A 16,817-nucleotide genomic window follows, 5' to 3' on the forward strand; every position below is an offset into this window, starting at 1 on the left:
GAATCCTTTAGGCCGAATATCCAAGGTTTCCAGGGTAAAGCTGATCTGCCCTGGGTAAGTCGGGGCCTAAGGCGAGGACGAGAGTCGTAGCCGATGGACAACAGGTGGAGATTCCTGTACTGCGGTATGACAGAACTGTGGGGACACGTAAGGAAAGCGGAAGCCGGGAATGGAAAGCCCGGTGCAAGCAGGGTACCAGTCACTTAGGAAAATCCGGGTGGCAATGGGAAGCTGTGATGCGGAGCGAAATAAAAGTAGCGAAGTCCGTGAGCCATGCGTCAAGAAAAGCCGCTATTGTTTATACCGTACCCGTACCGTAAACCGACACAGGTGGATGAGGAGAGAATCCTAAGGCCGGCGGAAGAAGCATTGTCAAGGAACTCGGCAAAATGACCCCGTAACTTCGGGAGAAGGGGTGCCTGCGAGAGCAGGCCGCAGAGAATAGGCTCAAGCAACTGTTTAGCAAAAACACAGGTCTATGCGAAACCGAAAGGTGAGGTATATGGGCTGACGCCTGCCCGGTGCTGGAAGGTTAAGAGGAGAGGTTAGCGGTAACGCGAAGCTTTGAATTTAAGCCCCAGTAAACGGCGGCCGTAACTATAACGGTCCTAAGGTAGCGAAATTCCTTGTCGGGTAAGTTCCGACCCGCACGAAAGGCGTAATGATTTGAGCGCTGTCTCGACAATGCATCCGGTGAAATTGAAGTACCAGTGAAGATGCTGGTTACCTGCGCCAGGACGGAAAGACCCCATGGAGCTTTACTCCAGTTTGGTACTGGGGTCCGGTATTGCATGTACAGGATAGGTGGGAGGCTAAGAAACGGTAACGCCAGTTGCCGCGGAGCCGCTGTTGGGATACCACCCTTGCAGTACTGGGCTTCTAACCAGCCGCCGTGACCCGGCGGTGGGACAATGCCAGACGGGGAGTTTGACTGGGGCGGTCGCCTCCGAAAGGGTATCGGAGGCGCCCAAAGGTTCCCTCAGAATGGACGGAAACCATTCGAAGAGTGCAAAGGCAGAAGGGAGCTTGACTGCGACACCGACGGGTGGAGCAGGTACGAAAGTAGGGCTTAGTGATCCGGTGGTATTAAGTGGGAATGCCATCGCTCAACGGATAAAAGCTACCCTGGGGATAACAGGCTTATCACTCCCAAGAGTTCACATCGACGGAGTGGTTTGGCACCTCGATGTCGGCTCATCGCATCCTGGGGCTGTAGTAGGTCCCAAGGGTTGGGCTGTTCGCCCATTAAAGCGGTACGCGAGCTGGGTTCAGAACGTCGTGAGACAGTTCGGTCCCTATCCGGCGTGGGCGTAGGATATCTGAGAGGAGCTGTCCTTAGTACGAGAGGACCGGGATGGACGGACCGCTGGTGTACCGGTTAGACTGCCAAGTCTACGGCCGGGTAGCCAAGTCCGGAAGGGATAAACGCTGAAGGCATCTAAGCGTGAAGCCCCCCTCAAGATGAGATGTCCCATTCGAAAGAAGTAAACCCCCTTGAAGACGACGAGGTAGATAGGGCAGAGGTGGAAGTGCAGTAATGCATGGAGCTGACTGTTACTAATAGGGTGAGGGCTTGACCAACAATCGCAAGGTTGAAAAAAGATTCTTGACAAAGTATTCCAAAGGATGTAACATGTATGTAGTTTTGAAGGTGCAAACCTTTATATTCCTCCTTAGCTCAGTCGGTAGAGCATTCGGCTGTTAACCGAAGTGTCGTTGGTTCGAGTCCAACAGGGGGAGTTTTTTATGAAAATATTTGGCTCCATGGTCAAGCGGTTAAGACACCGCCCTTTCACGGCGGTAACAGGGGTTCAAATCCCCTTGGAGTCATTGAGAAAATTAAATAAAATGGCATTTGGTGTGGCTTTACTCTGACATTTGGTGTATGATACATTTTGTAAGTATTGTGCCGATGTGGCTCAATTGGCAGAGCAGCTGATTTGTAATCAGCAGGTTATCGGTTCGAGTCCGATCATCGGCTTTTTGGACCTTTAGCTCAGTTGGTTAGAGCAACCGGCTCATAACCGGTCGGTCCTGGGTTCGAGTCCCCGAAGGTCCATTTAATTTAATATTTTTCTGGCCCGGTGGCTCAGTTGGTTGGAGCGCCGCCCTGTCACGGCGGAGGTCGAGAGTTCGAGTCTCTTCCGGGTCGTTGCTGTTTAACAGCTAATTTAATATTTTTGTTTATGGGATCTTAGCTCAGCTGGGAGAGCATCTGCCTTACAAGCAGAGGGTCATAGGTTCGAGCCCTATAGGTCCCATATGCCGCAGTGGCGGAACTGGCAGACGCCCGGGACTTAAAATCCCGTGGGTAGTGATACCCGTACCGGTTCGATTCCGGTCTGCGGCATGATTTGAAACCCTTGAAAAATCAAGGGTTTTTTTGTTGTTCATTTAATTGAGTGTTGCATTTCATGCTACATAGGAATTAAGATTTAGAAAATAAAATTTGATTTTATATTATAAAAGGATATAATTATATTAAAAATGCAGTATTTCGAAACGTGAAAAGGTGATAATTGTTTTAAAACTATAGAAATATAATGAACATTGGAGGAATAAGATATGGACGCAAACATGAAGAAAAGAAATGAAGTACTCGCTAAAACAGTGATCAAGGGGCTGGAATCCCGTAATATGTCCGGTTATTACGCGTCAGATAAGGAAGAGGCGGTAAAGCTGGCATTGGAATTGATTCCAGAGGGAAGCACTATTGCCATGGGTGGCTGTGCAAGTGCTCATGAAATCGGGCTGATAAAGACACTAACGGAAGGAAATTATAATTATATTGATCGTGATAAAATGACTCCTAGAGACAGCCTTATGGCAGCTTATGATGCAGATGTATTTTTGTCTAGCGCAAATGCTATTACAAGCGATGGAATTATGGTCAATATTGATGGAAATTCTAATCGTGTTTCCTGCATTGCCCAGGGCCCGAGAAAAGTAGTTTTTATTGTAGGAATGAATAAGGTCTGTTCCGATTTTGATAGTGCAATGAAGCGTGCCAGAAATGTGGCAGTACCAGCAAATGCCCAGAGATTTGATGTTAAGACGCCGTGCAAGGAAACAGGAAAATGCTCTGATTGTAAGTCGCCTGATACAATCTGCTGTCAGTTCCTGATCACCAGATATTCCCGGCACGAGGGAAGAATCCATGTAATCCTTGTGAATGATACGCTCGGATTTTGATAAGTTTTTGATAAGTTCTACTTTGTTATAGATTTATTCCCTCATATAATGTTATAATCTTTAATGGAGAACGTAAAAGAAAATGTAACTGTTTTGAACAGATACAAGAAAATTCAAATCACAGGAGGAATTTCCCAAAATGAAAAAAGCTACATTATTTGCAGCAACTGCCGCCTTATTAGGTACAATCTGGGTATCTGGAGCAACTGTCTTTGCAGAGGCAGATACTTTCCCTATCACTGTAACTGATGATTTCGGAAATGAAGTTACACTGGAGAAAGCACCGGAGAGTATTGTATCTCTGGCACCGGTTAATACAGAAATTCTGTTTGCTCTTGGCGCAGGTGATTCTGTAACTGGAAGAACTGACTACTGTAATTATCCGGAAGAAGCTGCTGATGTAGATTCTATCGGAACATATACAGAGCCAAATATGGAGCTGATCTTATCCAAATCTCCTGATCTGGTGGTAGCATCCAGTTATATTGATGACAGCATCCGCCAGCAGCTGGAAGAGAATGGAACTGCAATTTTTGTAACAAATGCCAATGATCTGGAATCAACTGAGAATGATATTGAGGCACTTGGTAAGCTGATTGGTCATGAAGCTGATGCAGAAGAAGTTGTGAAAAATATGGAAGACCAGCTGACAGATCTGAATAAGGAGCTTGAGAATGTCGAGACTGAGAAGAGTGCATTTATCGATCTTGGAAGTCTTTACAGTGCAGGTCCGGATTCCCTTCTGGATAATTCCCTGAAGCTGATCAAGGTAACAAATGTTGCAGCTGACGCAGATAGTGCATGGCCGCAGCTCAGTGCAGAAGCTGTTGTGGAGGCAAATCCCGATGTATATATTTCCCTGTATCCTACACTTGAGGATGTGAAAGCGACGGCTGGCCTTTCTGATCTTGCCTGCCTGAATGAGGATGGTGGATTTATTTACATCGACGGTTCCAGTGTAGAGGGTGATATGATCCAGAGATCAGGTCCGCGTTATGTTGAAGGCTTGAAAGCTCTGGCAGAGATGGTATATCCGGAAATTGCTGAGAACGCAGAGACAGAGGAAGCAGAATAATCATTGCTGTTTTCCACAAAGCGTGCTGATATCTTACAGAAAGCTTTTGGGGCACGCTATAAGGGGCGAAAAAGGTATAATAGGTATTTCAGAGTAAGGGGCAAGTTTTTTGCCCCTACTTTTATAGGTAATTGAAATTATTTTGAAAAATGGCGTTTTAGGAATAGTCTGAAAGGGCGTTTTACATAAACGTATAATTTTAAATGTCTGTGTTGAAAAAATAGGAAAAAGTATGAAAAATAAAAAACTAAAAACCAGATACCTTGTACTGGCAGTTATTCTTTGTATTGGTATAGTCTGGGTGTGCACGATCACCGGTGCTGCATCAGTATCAGTGAACGATGCAAACCGTATTTTACTTAATAAACTGTTTCATTTAAAGGTCAGTCTGGATGAAATTTCCCAGGGAAATATTACAATCATCTGGAATATCCGTTTTCCACGAATTATTCTGGGATTTATTACTGGTGCAGCACTGGCTGTGAGTGGAGCGGGCTATCAGGGAATATTCAAAAATCCTATGGCTGATCCATTTGTGCTGGGTGTCTCATCAGGAGCGGCTCTGGGAGCTGCTATAGGTATCGTATTTCATTTTTCCTTTCGTATTGGCGTGTTTAACAGTACCATGCTTCTGGCGTTTGCAGGATCTTTTGCAGCACTGATCCTGGTATATAGTATTTCCCGAGTTGGAAGAAGAGTACCGGTTGCCACTTTACTGTTGTCGGGAGTGGCGATTAATTCCACACTTTCTGCGTTGATGTCATTCATTATGATGATGAATAAGCAGAGTATGGACCAGATCATGTTCTGGACAATGGGAACCTTGAATGGAAAAGGCTGGAATCAGATAAAAGCTGTTTTGCCTTGGGTAATTATCGGACTGATCATTATGCTTTTTTCCAGTAGGGAACTTGATATTATGTTAACTGGGGAGGAAACTGCTACACAGCTTGGCGTAAATATTGAATTTGTAAAAAGAAAGATTTTGTTTGCGTCCAGTTTGCTGACCGCGTCCGTAATTTCTGTAACTGGTATTATCGGCTTCGTAGGTCTGGTTGTTCCACATGTAGTGCGTCTGTTTACCGGTCCGAAGCACCGCAGACTGATTCCGGTTTCACTGGTATTTGGCGGGGCGTTTATGGTAATCTGTGATACACTTGCAAGGAGTCTGACCACTTCAGAGATACCAGTGGGAATTATCACTTCCATTTGCGGTGGTCCATTTTTCCTTTACCTGCTTCGAAAATCCAAAAAAGGTGGTGGAACAGCATGAGTGAAAAAAATAAGATTATGCTTTCTTTTTCTCATGCAGCAGTTGGATATGGAGAAAAAATGGTGCTGCAGGATGTAAGCTTCCAGGTGTCAAAAGGGGAATATGTGGCACTTATCGGTTCCAATGGTACTGGAAAATCTACATTGATAAAATGTGTGTCAGGACTTCTTCCTCTTGCCGGCGGAGAGATTGAAATCTGCGGAAAAGACAGCAGAAAGCTGAAAGCAAAGGAGCGGGCAAGACTGGTTGCAGTTGTTCCACAGTCCTATTATGTGGACTATGACTTTACCGTAGAAGATATTGTGATGATGGGGCGGAATCCTTATATTGATTTTCGCCACCGGGAAAGTAAGGAAGACCATGAAATTGCAGAACGTGCAATGAAGCTGACCAAGACAGATGTTTTCAGAGACAGACCGTACAATGAGCTTAGCGGCGGTGAGCGCCAGAGAGTTATTCTTGCAAGGGCGATCACGCAGCAGCCACAGATCATCCTGCTGGACGAGCCAACCTCTGCATTGGATCTGCATCATCAGATCGAAGTGATGGAACTGATTCGTGATCTGAATGAGAAAGAGAACATTACGGTAATGGCAGTGCTTCATGATATCAACCTGGCGTCCAGATTTTGCAGCAGAATCATAATTTTGAAAGATGGGAAAGTGAAAGCAGATGGAACGCCAAAGCAGATCATAAACCGGGAAGAAATGGAATCCCTTTACAATATGAAACTACTGGTAAAGAATAATCCACTGCTTGAGAAACCTGAGATTATCCCGATTCGCGTTATGGATGAAGAAAAGGTGCAAAAACCTCTTCGCATTCATGTAATCTGCGGGGAAAAAGGCGGTGTACGTCTTCTGGAACAGCTGGTGAATATGGGGCACCATGTAAGTGCCGGTGTCTTAAACCAGGAAAGCGATGATGATGAGATCTGTCGCTATCTGGAAATTCCGAGAATTGAGATTGGTCCATTTCAACCGGTAAGTGCAGAAGACCAGGAAAGAAACCTGAAGCTTATGGAAGATGCCGATGTAGTGGTCGTGGCGGATATTCCTTTTGGAGAAGCCAATATCCGCAATCTGGACGGTCTGGAGAATGTGAAAGGTGAGCTTTATATGAATGAAAATATAAAGAGGCAGGATTTCACAGAAGGGCTGCTGGAAAAAAGACTGCAGGAAATCGCAAAAAAGAAGAAGATTAAATTTTACGGAAAAGATGTAATGGAGAAATAGAGAATGCAATATGTCAGCCATTTGATTCCGGATGAGGATATGAAAAAATTTGCAGAAAAGTACGATGTCGGAGTGGAAAGTATTGATTTTTCTATTTCGGATAATCTGGATGATCTTTCTCAGTCTATAGAAAAGTATCGTGAAAAAATGGAATACATGGGAACCAATCAGTTGATTCTCCATGGGCCATTTCTGGATGTGAATCCCTGTGCCTATGATAGTCTGGTGAGAAAGGCTACTATGACCCGTTTTTCCCAATGCTATGAGGCTGGGCTGACACTAGGAGCGAAGAAAATCGTCTTTCATTCCGGTATGAATCCTTATGTTTATTACAAACAGGGATGGGCGGAGCATACGGCGGCATTCTGGCAGGAATTTATGGAAGACCGGACAGAAATAGAAATTGTTCTGGAGAATGTTTTTGATGATGACTGGGAACTTCTGATGGATGTTTATCGGCGTGTAGGCAAGCCTAATTTCAAGCTGTGCCTTGATATCGGTCATGCCCATTGTTATTCCAGTGTAGATGTACGGACATGGGCGAAAAATCTGGCACCATACGTTTCACATGTGCATATTCACGATAATCATGGTGACCGGGATTCCCATGTAGGGCTTGGAAAAGGGAATCTTCCATGGAGGGAAGCTCTTTCATTTTTACCCGAAAATGAGAGCCGTACATGGACGGTAGAATGTATGGAAAATGAAGATGTTGAGATGTGTTTAAAAGCGTTGTCTGATGAGGCATAGTTTGGTGTTGAGAAATTCGTACGCATGATTCGGTTAACGGCATATAGAAAAGAAAAATATGATATATGCGCGAAAATTGTCGAATCATATCGTGAATTGTCGGACGATTTTTCTTGCAAAATCCTGGTATAAAACGTAGAATAATGACGGAATCTGTGAACAGAAGGAAATGTCATACGAAGGGAACTATCGCAGGTGGAGAAGCTTGCAAAGTAGGATTCTTTCTTAACAGAGAAATTTTAATAGAAAATAAAATACATACCAGGAGGAAATCGAATTATGGAAATGACTACGAGAATGATGCAGCAGAACATTGAGAGAATGGTTACAAAACAGGGGCAGGTTGATGAAAACGATCCTTATATCAAACAGGACAACGAGGACCTGAAATATCTGGAAGGAAGATATGACCAGCTGCAGCTGCCATATACGGTGAGACGGGTAATTGATGATTATATTGCATGCCTGCAGACCAGAGATGAGAGATATGCGGATCTGTCTTATGAGGCGGGGATAAGAGATACTATAAATTTATTACAGGGGATGGGAATGCTGAAAGAGGCAGCTGCGGCGATTAGTGGGACTTTATAAAGAGCTTCTGTGTTCAGATCAGAGCCTTTTTCAAACATGTTCTAGCATTTTGTCCAGGCATTCTACGATCAGCCTGACGTTTTTCAGAGCGCCTAGGGTATCTCCCTTTTGCTCCAGGGAATGGTTGCAGCCCTCGAAGATTCCGCCGGTTTTGTCCGGAAAATTTCTGGCAGCAGCGCGGATTTTGGATTCCGGCATATACGGATCAGCGGTTCCGGCGAAGAAAAGTCCGTTGATATCAGAGAGATAACGGAGTGTGGAGGGGATTGGGGTTATGAGAAACTGGCGGACTTTTCCCTTCAATTGCAGGGCTGTTTCCAGCTGGCAGGCGATGGTGGTGCCGATGCTCTTGGAGATAAAAACAATATCGTTGTATTCAGAGAAAGGAACGTTTTCCAATTTGGGAAGCGTTCTTTTTATTGCAAGCTTAATAATGGGTTCCAGTTCTGCTGGGGTGCGGCCATGGAAGGTGTGGATATCCTGACCATATTCGAGACGGATGACTTCATATCCATGCTCGGCGGCCATGGCAGCAGTGTAGTATAAGAGTGGTTTGGTGCAGGTGTAGCCTACACCGGGAAAAATAACGGCCAGTTTTTTCATAGGATACCTCGCTTTGTACTGTTTGAAATAGCAGATATATTTGTTCGTGATTGCATGGTAAATTAACATCATTATATACTTCACATACCGAAAATGTAAAGAAATGCAAAGAAGAAATATGGTGAATTATCTGTGAAGATGTGATAAAATTTTAACTGTTTAAAAAGTCTGTGAAAATATAATTCAACTAGCGAGGAATAAGATTATGAAATTATTGATTGTGCGTCATGGAGACCCAGATTATGATATAGATTCTCTTACGGAAAAAGGTTGGAAAGAGGTGAAATATCTTTCTCAGAGACTTTCTAAATTGGAGGTAAAAGCATTTTATGTATCTCCTCTTGGAAGGGCGAAGGATACTGCGGCACCTACCTTGAAAAAGATGGGAAGAACAGCCACTGAGTGTGAATGGCTGAAGGAATTCCCCTGCCAGATCTGGCGTCCGGATGTGACGGATAAGAAGATCATTGCATGGGACTGGCTGCCACAGGACTGGATGGCTGACGAGAGATTTTTCCAGTATGATCACTGGTTTGAGAATGAGGCGATGCAGGAAGGGCATGTGAAAGAAGAGTATGACCGGGTAATCGGGGAGTTTGATAAACTTCTGGCAAAGCACGGATATGAGCGGGAGGGGCATTATTATAAAGTGAACGAGGAGAATAACGATACGATTATTTTCTTCTGCCATTTTGGACTGGAGTGTGTACTTCTCAGTCACCTGCTTAACATTTCCCCGATGGTATTATGGCATGGATGCGTAGCAGCGCCTTCTTCAGTGACGACTTTGGCAACAGAGGAACGCCGACAGGGGATTGCGTCTTTCCGTATGAGCTCATTTGGTGATATCTCCCATCTCTACGCAAATAATGAGCCTCCGGCGTTTGCGGCAAGATTTTGCGAAGCCTATGGGAATAAGGAGCAGAGACACGATTAAGGTGTCAAGACACTTTAGAATTACTTAAGAATTTTATCACAAATGAATCACAATTGAAACACATTCCTATCACAAAACATGGCTATATTAATAACTGTTTTCGGAGGAAAGAAATTTTCCAAAGACTTGAAGATAAAAGGTTTAAATATTTGAAAGGATGTGTGTTTCAATGAAACGTAAATATGCAGCAATCGTATTAAGCATGGCAATGGTGTTATCACCTATGAGTGTGTTTGCAGCTGACAATACAACAGATGCAACTGAGACAACCGAGACCGCTGCCGCTGATGATGAAGACGAGACAGAGGTTTCAGAATACATAATCGGTCAGGTAACAAAGGTTTCCGATACTTCTATTGAAGTAAAGACAGGTGAAGTCCTGAAGGAAGCAAGTGAACAGAAGACAGAGGAAAATAAGGACGGGGAAAAGGAAAGCGAGGAGAAATCCGAGAGCATGTCCTTACAGTTAAAAGACAACGATTCCCAGTCCTATGATATAACAGAGGATACCCCATTGTACTCAGCAACCGGACATAACAAATTGGAAGTGCTGGAAGCTGGTAAGGAAGCAGATGATGCTGCAAGTGATGATGCAGAATCCACCGATGAGAAAACGGATGATGCAGAATCCACCGATGAGAAAACGGATGATGCGGAATCCACCGATGAGAAAACGGATGATGCAAAAGCTGCCGACGAGAAAGCAGACGATGCAGGAGATGCTGATGAGAAATCAGATGGCGCAGAAGCTACCGATGAAAAATCAGACGATACAACAGCTAAGGATGATGAAGATGATGTTTATAGTATGGTAGTTGGTGAGGATGCCGTGATTTCAACTATCAAAGCATCTGATATCAAAGAGGGCGATGTTATCATTCTGAAACTGGACAAAGATGGAAAAGTAGAATCTGCTACTGTTCTTGTAGAAGAAGACAAAGATGCTGAAAAAGAAGAAACAGCTGGAGATAATGCAGACGAGGCAAAGGACAGCAGTTCTGACGAGAAAGCAGCAGACAGCACTTCTGATGCAGCAGCTGATACAGAAGAATCTGCAAACTGATTGGTTTGAGAAAGATAATCTGGCATTGATTTTATAATACAAAGGATGACAGCCACAGACGGCCATAAGTTGGTTTGAGTCTGTGGCTGTTTTTTCTTTTTCTTAATAAATTTTATAAGATTATCAGACAAGCGTTATCATGTTTTATCTAATGTTATCAAGCAATTTTTATAATGCCGGAAAGCCTTGATTTTACTAGGAAAAATTATAAAAATGGTTTCATCAACATTTATATTGTCTTATCTCCTGTCGATAAAATGATTATGGATTTGTGGGGTAAGTACTGGGGTAAAAAATGGGGTACAAGAACCACAAAAAAAATAAGCACTCAATACCTATGACATGATGCCTCTTAAGTAGACAGGGTAAATGACCGGATCTACTTAAGGGGAATCAGGAGAGGTATTGGGTGCTTTTTACAATTTAACGATTTCCTAAATAATTTTTGAATGATGCGATAATATCTATGGAAGGAGTTGATCCATAAGTGGCAATTATGCGGTCTCTTTCGTGAGAGGCATTATCAGACCATTCTTTAAAATCCTTTTGAGATATTTTTTTGGCAGTTACACGAGCATACATTCTTTTATAGGCACGTTGATATTCTTGAAGAATAGGGGTTGAGTCAACTTTTGCTTTTCTTGTTTGTTTAGCAGCCAACTTTTTACATGAGAATTTTTCGCCAGGCAGTACTCTATCGCAATATTCAGTTGCATATTTTCCTTTAGGTATAAAATATTTATGGCATCGACCACATTTCTTTACTTGAACATTTAATTGAATAAGAGCATACAATTCTTCCATTAAATAACCATGCAAGTTGTCATATTGGTATCTGACAGTTGTTGAAACGTTTAATTTTTTTAATTCGGAAATGACTTTTGGGGAGAGGGCAGGTTTGTCAATAATAGGTTCTTGCCCATTATAGTGACGATATTTTTCATTGGAACAATCCATTCTTTCTAGCATATTTAGTTCATGAACAGGTGTGTTAGATTCTAAAAAAACAAATCCATTCCGTTCAAATTTTTTTATATTTGTCAAGTAGTTATCGTTATAAAGTTCGTTATAAATATAATATTTCTCGAGCGCTGACAGTGCTGATAATTCAGGTAAAAATGAGGTATTGCAGCAGAAATTCAAAGCAAAATCAAATTCTTTTTTTATGTTAATTAAACTTGTTCTATAAGGCAAGCTAAGAGTGCGTCTACAAAATGAGTAATATAAGATATATAAATAAATACATTCTAAAGATGCAAGGTATTCTTGTTCTTCGTCATTTTCGTGGAGCCCATCCCATTGTCCTGAATTTTCACCTGACAAGTTTTGCAGAAAACATAAAGTTTCATCCGGTAATGAAAGAAAATTGAATAAATTTTCTCCTAATGGAAATTGAATCACATTTTCACTGAATTCAATATAATGAAAATCTGAATTATCGTCATAATATTTTCTGGTGTCAATATCTAAAGAAATTGTTGAATTATTTATATCCATATAAGCATAGCACAATCCATTATTGATAAGCTTATGTAGTGTTTTGTAGTTGTACATAATACATCCCCCCCCTTTTTGATTAGAAAATTGAAATTATAATAAAAATAGATTTCTATACTACTCTAACATAAAATATTGTGAACGTCTAGACATAATGATATAATAAGATAAAATAGAAAATTAAAAATAATAAAATATGATTTTCGAAAGGAGAAAAGAAAATGAGGGCATTAAAAGAAAATAGCAATGGAAGATATCAAAAAGTTCCGGCGGCTTGTGGCTTAGTAAATGTAAGTAGAAATACGCTTATGAAGATAGCTGGTGAAGCAAATGCGATTGCGCGATTTGGAAAATCAGTTCGGATTGATATGCCAGTTCTTTATGATTATATAGATAAAAATTGTAAAGGCTGATGAAGAGAGGGGATGATTCTATGAACGTATATGAACATCTGCTGCCGGGTAAAGAAAATGCACTGACACCGGAGTACCTTACTGTGAAATGCCATTTTTCCAGCGTTCGAATGCTTCAGAAGCAGATCGAAGCAGAACGCAAGGCTGGCAAAGTCATATTATCCAGCACAACTCCGCCTGGAGGATATTATCTTCCTGCAGCAGGAGACACAATGGAAATCCGAAAGTTTATTCGCACACTTGAGAATCGTGGTGAAAATACATTGCGTGTGTTAGATAGTGCAAGAGAACTTTTGGAAGAGTTGGAAGGTGATAAGAATTGACTTTTGAAAGGATTTTATCACACTTTCAAGTTAAAAAGCGAGGACTGGGAAAAGCACAGTGCATTTGTCCAGCGCATGCAGATAAAGAGGCTAGTTTAACACTTACAGATGGTAATGATCGAACATTGATTAAGTGCCATGCTGGATGTAGTACTGAAAAAGTTGTTATTGCAGCAGGATTAAAAATGTCAGATTTATTTTACGGAGATGGATTGGCAAAGGAAAGATGGCGAGCGTACATAGAGAATCGTGAAAAAAGAAAGATTGAGGCTGTGTACAATTATGCTTCCATTAATGGCGATTATGCTTACACGAAGATTCGATTGGAAGGTAAGAAAATGCTTTTTGGAATCTTGAGCAATGAGCGTTTTGCTTATGGTTTGAACGGAAAGAATAAGAAAACGTTTAATGCAGTATATGGAAGCATACCTAGTATAAAAAGGGCCATTGAGAGAAAAGAACCAGTATTTGTTCCGGAGGGGGAAAAGGACGTTAATACTTTAGTTAAAAAAGGATACGTTGCTTTTTCTTGCGGCGGTGCAAATGACTGGAATAAAAACGTATCCGAGCTTTGTAAAGACGCAGATGTGATAGTTTTGGCAGATAATGATGATCCGGGAAAGAAATTGGCATCTACTGTTGTAAGAGACTTAAAAGGTACTGCTAAGAGTATCAAGGTAATTATTCCAATGCCAGAGGTACCTAAAGCAGATATTACTGATTATTTCGAAGCAGGACATACTGTTGAAGAATTTGAAAATTTAATAAGGAATATTGATGATACAGAGAAGATTTGTGCAGATGTTCAACAAGATCAGAAGCAGGATACAGGTAAAAAACGATCTGTAATACAAAAAAGCAAGGACGAAGTAGCTGGAGGTCCGGCATTAGTCTTTAAGTTCCTCGACTGCAACTATGATGAAGATGGAAATGTAAAAAGCGTAAAACAGCTTGTACATAATTTTGAAATCGTTATGGATAAAGACAGCCGTTTTGCCGGGAAAATCCGCCTTAATGAGTTTGCACAACAACCTTATCTATATGGTAGTGTACCATGGGAAAATGAGAATAATTGTAGAGCATGGAGCAGTCATGATGATTCAGCCCTATTTTCACTGATACAGGCTGATTATGGGCTTAAAAGCCGACAGGACTTTGCAGATGCATTGAAAAATGTTTCTATGCGGAATAAATTCCACCCAGTAAGAGAATTACTGGATTCCCTTACATGGGATGGAAAAGAGCATATAAGAAGCCTGCTGCCGGAATATCTTGGTGCAGAGGATTCTGATTATACATACCAGGTGATGCGCTTATGGATGTTGGGCGCTGTTTCACGGGTGTATAAACCTGGAAGCAAATTTGATTATACGATTATTTTACAGGGCTCACAGGGCATTGGCAAGAGTACATTTTTAAAGCAAATGGCAATGGACGATTCCTGGTTCAATGATTCGTTGGATAGTTTGGATTCAGATAAAGCGGTTCAGTCCCTTACTGGATCATGGATTATTGAACTGGCAGAGCTTAAATCATTAGCAAGGACGGCGGGCGGTGTGGAGAGTGTAAAGCGATTCTTGACAGCCACACAAGACAAATACAGGATTCCTTATGAGCGTAGAGCCGATACTTTTTATAGGCAGTGTGTATTCGCCGGAACTACCAATAAAGATGATTTCCTACAGGATGAAACGGGAAATAGGCGTTTCCTAATTGTCCAGACAGGCGTTAAGAAACCATCAAAAAGTCTTTTTGTGCCAGAAATCATGGATACAATCAAGCTGGCTTGGGCCGAGGCTGTACATATTTGGAAAAATGAGAAGCCACAGCTGATACTTCCAGAAGCATATATGCAAGAGGCAAAGGAACTTCAAGAGGCGAATATGGCGGATGATGGCAAGCGGGGGATTATTCAGGAATACCTGGAAGGTAAAACACAGGTATGTGCTAGGGAAATATGGGAAAAAGCGTTAGGGGAAAACGTATCGCCTAGAAAATATCAGATCACAGAGATTAATGATATTATTGCTAAAGTACCAGGATGGAAAAAACTGAAGAGTCCGCGTAATTTTGAAGGATATGGTAAACAGCGCGGATTCCAAAAAACGGTGCTACAAACTGAGAATGAAAAGGCTACAAACTTTTCTGAGTTTGTTCCAATATCACGGCAAGAACAGATGGAAATACCATTTGATTGAAAGCTTAAAGAAGAATGTAGCTGACTTTGTAGTTAGATTGTAGCTTGCTTAGACCCAGTATTTACAAGGCTTTCTACAATAACTACAAAGACTACATTGTATCAAAAGAATTATATAAATATAAGAATATAGGCATAAAAGAGTATATATATAAGTTTAAACTCTTTGGGAAGATTGTAGCTGTTGTTTTTGTAGCTTTGGTAGCTACGAATTTTATAGGCGGTAATTCGCCGGAAAGGACAATAATCATGAAAATAATGACACAGGATAAAACACGAGTTTTAAATTTTAAAATGACGTATATCAGTTATGTAAGCAAGAATCGTATTTGTGAGGGTGATTTTGGTATTGCGGAATATGCAAGTCCAGAACGAGCAAAAGAAGTGTTGAATGATATGTTTCAAAAGTATGCAGCAGGAGAAAAGATATATATCATGCCGGAGGAGTAACCAGTGAACGATAAAGAAGAATTAAAGCAGATATATGACATCTTCGCGGATTGCTGGAGGCTATACAAAAGGCTGTATCCTCCGAGCAGACCTGAAGACGATACATACTGGCAGGGAATGATGAAAGAATTAGAAGTGTTACGGAAGAATTATCATCATTCCCGGTTGTGTGAGGACCTTCTTTGCGCTGTTGTCAGGGATTTGGAAACAAAATCCAAAAGAAGTAATCCTGCTGCCAGTATGCAAGAGTAATGGGGGCGGTCACCCTTGTAATGCATCATATCATGCCAGGCTGAACGGTGCAAGATGGGGCAAACATGTACCACAACTGTGGTCAGGTTTGATGGTAAAATATATGTAACAGGTAATATTTCATTGTTTCGGAGGTGGTTTTTGTGGTAGTTATTGCACTTTTGTTATTTGTGATTGTATGTGAGTTGGCGGCTATTTATGACAGACAGAATGGGGGAAAATGACATGGGAAGAAAGAAACAGATTTCAGATCAGAAACGCTTGCACAGGGAAAGAATGCGATTGCAGAAGGGCGTGTTTAGCTCTCTGGCTAATGCGATTGGGAACATTGGAGAACTTTATGCGGATTTCGTGCAGAGCGATGAGGTACGTAATTCCATGAAAGCTACAGCGGATAAAGCAATTGAATGCATGGATAATATCAAAGAACTTAACGAGCTGGAAGAACAGCTGAAAGCAGAAGAGCAGGAAAGCGAGGATGAGGATTAATGGAAAAGGTAATAATTCAGACTGGTGCGAAGACATACCAGATTACTGATCAAGACGGAAATGATCTGGGCGTGTTCAGATTTATTCCTTCAGATGCCGGCATTTTAAAGAGGTATAAAGAGGCAGCAGCTTTCTTTACTGGAATTAACGAAAGGATTAAGGACAAAGATTTTGAGGAAATTCTTCCAGATCTGGAAAAGGAAGCCGGGGAGAAGATTGACCTGTTGTTTGGTGCTCCTGTATCAGAGAGCTTCTTCAAGATTACCAGTCCGTTTACCATCCTTGACAGCGGTGAGATGTTTGCAGAGCAGATTATTGCAGTTATCGGTGGAATCATCGAAAAAGAACTGGATGCCAGAGAAAAGGCGCAGCAGAAAAGGATAAAAAAGTATACTGACAAATACGCAAAGAAAGAAGTAGCCGAAGCGTAGTTACATAACAGGGCTGTCCTGGTAACGGGATGGTCCTGAACATATA

Annotated in this window: 17 protein-coding genes, 7 tRNA genes and 1 rRNA gene; 23 read left to right on the top strand and 2 right to left on the bottom strand. The window is 41.7% G+C overall.

Annotation, left to right across the window (positions count from 1 at the left end; translation table 11 throughout):
* From ACTQWB_RS00005 to ACTQWB_RS00070, 14 genes are all read left to right on the top strand, one after another.
* Positions 1-1,581, top strand: a 23S ribosomal RNA gene (locus tag ACTQWB_RS00005); the annotation flags it as partial.
* An 86-nt stretch (positions 1,582-1,667) separates the two neighbouring features.
* Positions 1,668-1,740 (top strand) — tRNA-Asn (locus tag ACTQWB_RS00010).
* An 18-nt stretch (positions 1,741-1,758) separates the two neighbouring features.
* Positions 1,759-1,830 (top strand) — tRNA-Glu (locus ACTQWB_RS00015).
* A 78-nt stretch (positions 1,831-1,908) separates the two neighbouring features.
* Positions 1,909-1,981: transfer RNA gene (locus ACTQWB_RS00020), tRNA-Thr, on the top strand.
* 4 nt (positions 1,982-1,985) lie between these two features.
* Positions 1,986-2,059 (top strand) — tRNA-Ile (locus tag ACTQWB_RS00025).
* A 19-nt stretch (positions 2,060-2,078) separates the two neighbouring features.
* Positions 2,079-2,152: transfer RNA gene (locus ACTQWB_RS00030), tRNA-Asp, on the top strand.
* A 36-nt stretch (positions 2,153-2,188) separates the two neighbouring features.
* Positions 2,189-2,261 (top strand) — tRNA-Val (locus tag ACTQWB_RS00035).
* Between the two features lie 3 nt (positions 2,262-2,264).
* Positions 2,265-2,350: transfer RNA gene (locus ACTQWB_RS00040), tRNA-Leu, on the top strand.
* Between the two features lie 215 nt (positions 2,351-2,565).
* Complete coding sequence (locus ACTQWB_RS00045) at positions 2,566-3,192, top strand: lactate utilization protein (protein WP_441502857.1); 627 nt, start codon at positions 2,566-2,568, stop codon at positions 3,190-3,192.
* A 139-nt stretch (positions 3,193-3,331) separates the two neighbouring features.
* Positions 3,332-4,267 carry an ABC transporter substrate-binding protein gene (locus ACTQWB_RS00050; RefSeq protein ID WP_441502858.1) on the top strand — a complete coding sequence of 312 codons (936 nt, stop codon included), beginning with the start codon at positions 3,332-3,334 and terminating at the stop codon, positions 4,265-4,267.
* A 232-nt stretch (positions 4,268-4,499) separates the two neighbouring features.
* Complete coding sequence (locus ACTQWB_RS00055) at positions 4,500-5,540, top strand: FecCD family ABC transporter permease (protein WP_441502859.1); 1,041 nt, start codon at positions 4,500-4,502, stop codon at positions 5,538-5,540.
* A complete protein-coding gene (locus ACTQWB_RS00060) occupies positions 5,537-6,775 on the top strand; it encodes a heme ABC transporter ATP-binding protein (protein ID WP_441502860.1) in 1,239 nt (412 codons plus the stop codon). The genes ACTQWB_RS00055 and ACTQWB_RS00060 overlap by 4 nt, the downstream gene beginning before the upstream one ends.
* A 3-nt stretch (positions 6,776-6,778) precedes the next feature.
* Positions 6,779-7,525, top strand: coding sequence for a sugar phosphate isomerase/epimerase family protein (locus tag ACTQWB_RS00065; protein WP_441502861.1), 747 nt, complete (start codon positions 6,779-6,781; stop codon positions 7,523-7,525).
* Positions 7,526-7,804: 279 nt separating this feature from the next.
* On the top strand, positions 7,805-8,116 hold the full coding sequence (locus ACTQWB_RS00070; protein WP_441502862.1) for a hypothetical protein: 312 nt from the start codon (positions 7,805-7,807) through the stop codon (positions 8,114-8,116).
* Between the two features lie 30 nt (positions 8,117-8,146).
* On the opposite strand, the gene ACTQWB_RS00075 is transcribed toward ACTQWB_RS00070, so the two are convergent.
* Positions 8,147-8,719 (bottom strand): hypothetical protein, encoded by a 573-nt coding sequence (locus ACTQWB_RS00075; RefSeq protein ID WP_441502863.1) that lies wholly within the window; start codon positions 8,717-8,719, stop codon positions 8,147-8,149.
* 205 nt (positions 8,720-8,924) lie between these two features.
* Here ACTQWB_RS00075 and ACTQWB_RS00080 point away from each other — a divergent pair, with 205 nt between their 5' ends.
* Both ACTQWB_RS00080 and ACTQWB_RS00085 read left to right on the top strand, forming a co-directional pair.
* Positions 8,925-9,656 carry a histidine phosphatase family protein gene (locus ACTQWB_RS00080; protein ID WP_441502864.1) on the top strand — a complete coding sequence of 244 codons (732 nt, stop codon included), beginning with the start codon at positions 8,925-8,927 and terminating at the stop codon, positions 9,654-9,656.
* A 169-nt stretch (positions 9,657-9,825) separates the two neighbouring features.
* Positions 9,826-10,719 carry a hypothetical protein gene (locus ACTQWB_RS00085; protein WP_441502865.1) on the top strand — a complete coding sequence of 298 codons (894 nt, stop codon included), beginning with the start codon at positions 9,826-9,828 and terminating at the stop codon, positions 10,717-10,719.
* Between the two features lie 423 nt (positions 10,720-11,142).
* Here ACTQWB_RS00085 and ACTQWB_RS00090 read toward each other — a convergent pair whose 3' ends face one another.
* Complete coding sequence (locus ACTQWB_RS00090; protein WP_441502866.1) at positions 11,143-12,273, bottom strand: DUF6076 domain-containing protein; 1,131 nt, start codon at positions 12,271-12,273, stop codon at positions 11,143-11,145.
* 164 nt (positions 12,274-12,437) lie between these two features.
* Here ACTQWB_RS00090 and ACTQWB_RS00095 point away from each other — a divergent pair, with 164 nt between their 5' ends.
* The 7 genes from ACTQWB_RS00095 (at position 12,438) to ACTQWB_RS00125 (ending at position 16,771) form a co-directional block, all read left to right on the top strand.
* Complete coding sequence (locus tag ACTQWB_RS00095; RefSeq protein ID WP_118031099.1) at positions 12,438-12,629, top strand: DUF6462 family protein; 192 nt, start codon at positions 12,438-12,440, stop codon at positions 12,627-12,629.
* Between the two features lie 20 nt (positions 12,630-12,649).
* A complete protein-coding gene (locus ACTQWB_RS00100; protein ID WP_441499796.1) occupies positions 12,650-12,952 on the top strand; it encodes a hypothetical protein in 303 nt (100 codons plus the stop codon).
* Positions 12,949-15,150, top strand: coding sequence for a VapE domain-containing protein (locus tag ACTQWB_RS00105; protein WP_441499797.1), 2,202 nt, complete (start codon positions 12,949-12,951; stop codon positions 15,148-15,150). Before ACTQWB_RS00100 ends, ACTQWB_RS00105 begins: the two co-directional genes overlap by 4 nt.
* Before the next feature lie 248 nt (positions 15,151-15,398).
* Positions 15,399-15,599 (top strand): hypothetical protein, encoded by a 201-nt coding sequence (locus ACTQWB_RS00110; RefSeq protein WP_441499798.1) that lies wholly within the window; start codon positions 15,399-15,401, stop codon positions 15,597-15,599.
* 3 nt (positions 15,600-15,602) lie between these two features.
* Entirely contained in the window at positions 15,603-15,851 is a 249-nt protein-coding gene (locus ACTQWB_RS00115; RefSeq protein ID WP_441499799.1) for a hypothetical protein, read from the top strand.
* Between the two features lie 198 nt (positions 15,852-16,049).
* The gene (locus ACTQWB_RS00120) at positions 16,050-16,340 is read left to right on the top strand and encodes a hypothetical protein (RefSeq protein ID WP_441055419.1); all 291 of its coding nucleotides are present in this window, start codon (positions 16,050-16,052) and stop codon (positions 16,338-16,340) included.
* On the top strand, positions 16,340-16,771 hold the full coding sequence (locus tag ACTQWB_RS00125; RefSeq protein ID WP_441499800.1) for a hypothetical protein: 432 nt from the start codon (positions 16,340-16,342) through the stop codon (positions 16,769-16,771). The genes ACTQWB_RS00120 and ACTQWB_RS00125 overlap by 1 nt, the downstream gene beginning before the upstream one ends.
* Positions 16,772-16,817 lie beyond the last annotated feature (46 nt).

The organism is Blautia sp. HCP3S3_H10_2 (assembly GCF_052122375.1).
In the GTDB taxonomy this organism is placed as follows: Bacteria; Bacillota; Clostridia; order Lachnospirales; family Lachnospiraceae; genus Blautia_A.

Coding starts and splice junctions, on each gene's coding strand:
- ACTQWB_RS00045 (WP_441502857.1), top strand. CDS start 2,566: ATGGACGCAAACATGAAGAAAAGAAATGAAGTACTCGCTAAAACAGTG.
- ACTQWB_RS00050 (WP_441502858.1), top strand. CDS start 3,332: ATGAAAAAAGCTACATTATTTGCAGCAACTGCCGCCTTATTAGGTACA.
- ACTQWB_RS00055 (WP_441502859.1), top strand. CDS start 4,500: ATGAAAAATAAAAAACTAAAAACCAGATACCTTGTACTGGCAGTTATT.
- ACTQWB_RS00060 (WP_441502860.1), top strand. CDS start 5,537: ATGAGTGAAAAAAATAAGATTATGCTTTCTTTTTCTCATGCAGCAGTT.
- ACTQWB_RS00065 (WP_441502861.1), top strand. CDS start 6,779: ATGCAATATGTCAGCCATTTGATTCCGGATGAGGATATGAAAAAATTT.
- ACTQWB_RS00070 (WP_441502862.1), top strand. CDS start 7,805: ATGGAAATGACTACGAGAATGATGCAGCAGAACATTGAGAGAATGGTT.
- ACTQWB_RS00075 (WP_441502863.1), bottom strand. CDS start 8,719: ATGAAAAAACTGGCCGTTATTTTTCCCGGTGTAGGCTACACCTGCACC.
- ACTQWB_RS00080 (WP_441502864.1), top strand. CDS start 8,925: ATGAAATTATTGATTGTGCGTCATGGAGACCCAGATTATGATATAGAT.
- ACTQWB_RS00085 (WP_441502865.1), top strand. CDS start 9,826: ATGAAACGTAAATATGCAGCAATCGTATTAAGCATGGCAATGGTGTTA.
- ACTQWB_RS00090 (WP_441502866.1), bottom strand. CDS start 12,273: ATGTACAACTACAAAACACTACATAAGCTTATCAATAATGGATTGTGC.
- ACTQWB_RS00095 (WP_118031099.1), top strand. CDS start 12,438: ATGAGGGCATTAAAAGAAAATAGCAATGGAAGATATCAAAAAGTTCCG.
- ACTQWB_RS00100 (WP_441499796.1), top strand. CDS start 12,650: ATGAACGTATATGAACATCTGCTGCCGGGTAAAGAAAATGCACTGACA.
- ACTQWB_RS00110 (WP_441499798.1), top strand. CDS start 15,399: ATGAAAATAATGACACAGGATAAAACACGAGTTTTAAATTTTAAAATG.
- ACTQWB_RS00120 (WP_441055419.1), top strand. CDS start 16,050: ATGACAGACAGAATGGGGGAAAATGACATGGGAAGAAAGAAACAGATT.
- ACTQWB_RS00125 (WP_441499800.1), top strand. CDS start 16,340: ATGGAAAAGGTAATAATTCAGACTGGTGCGAAGACATACCAGATTACT.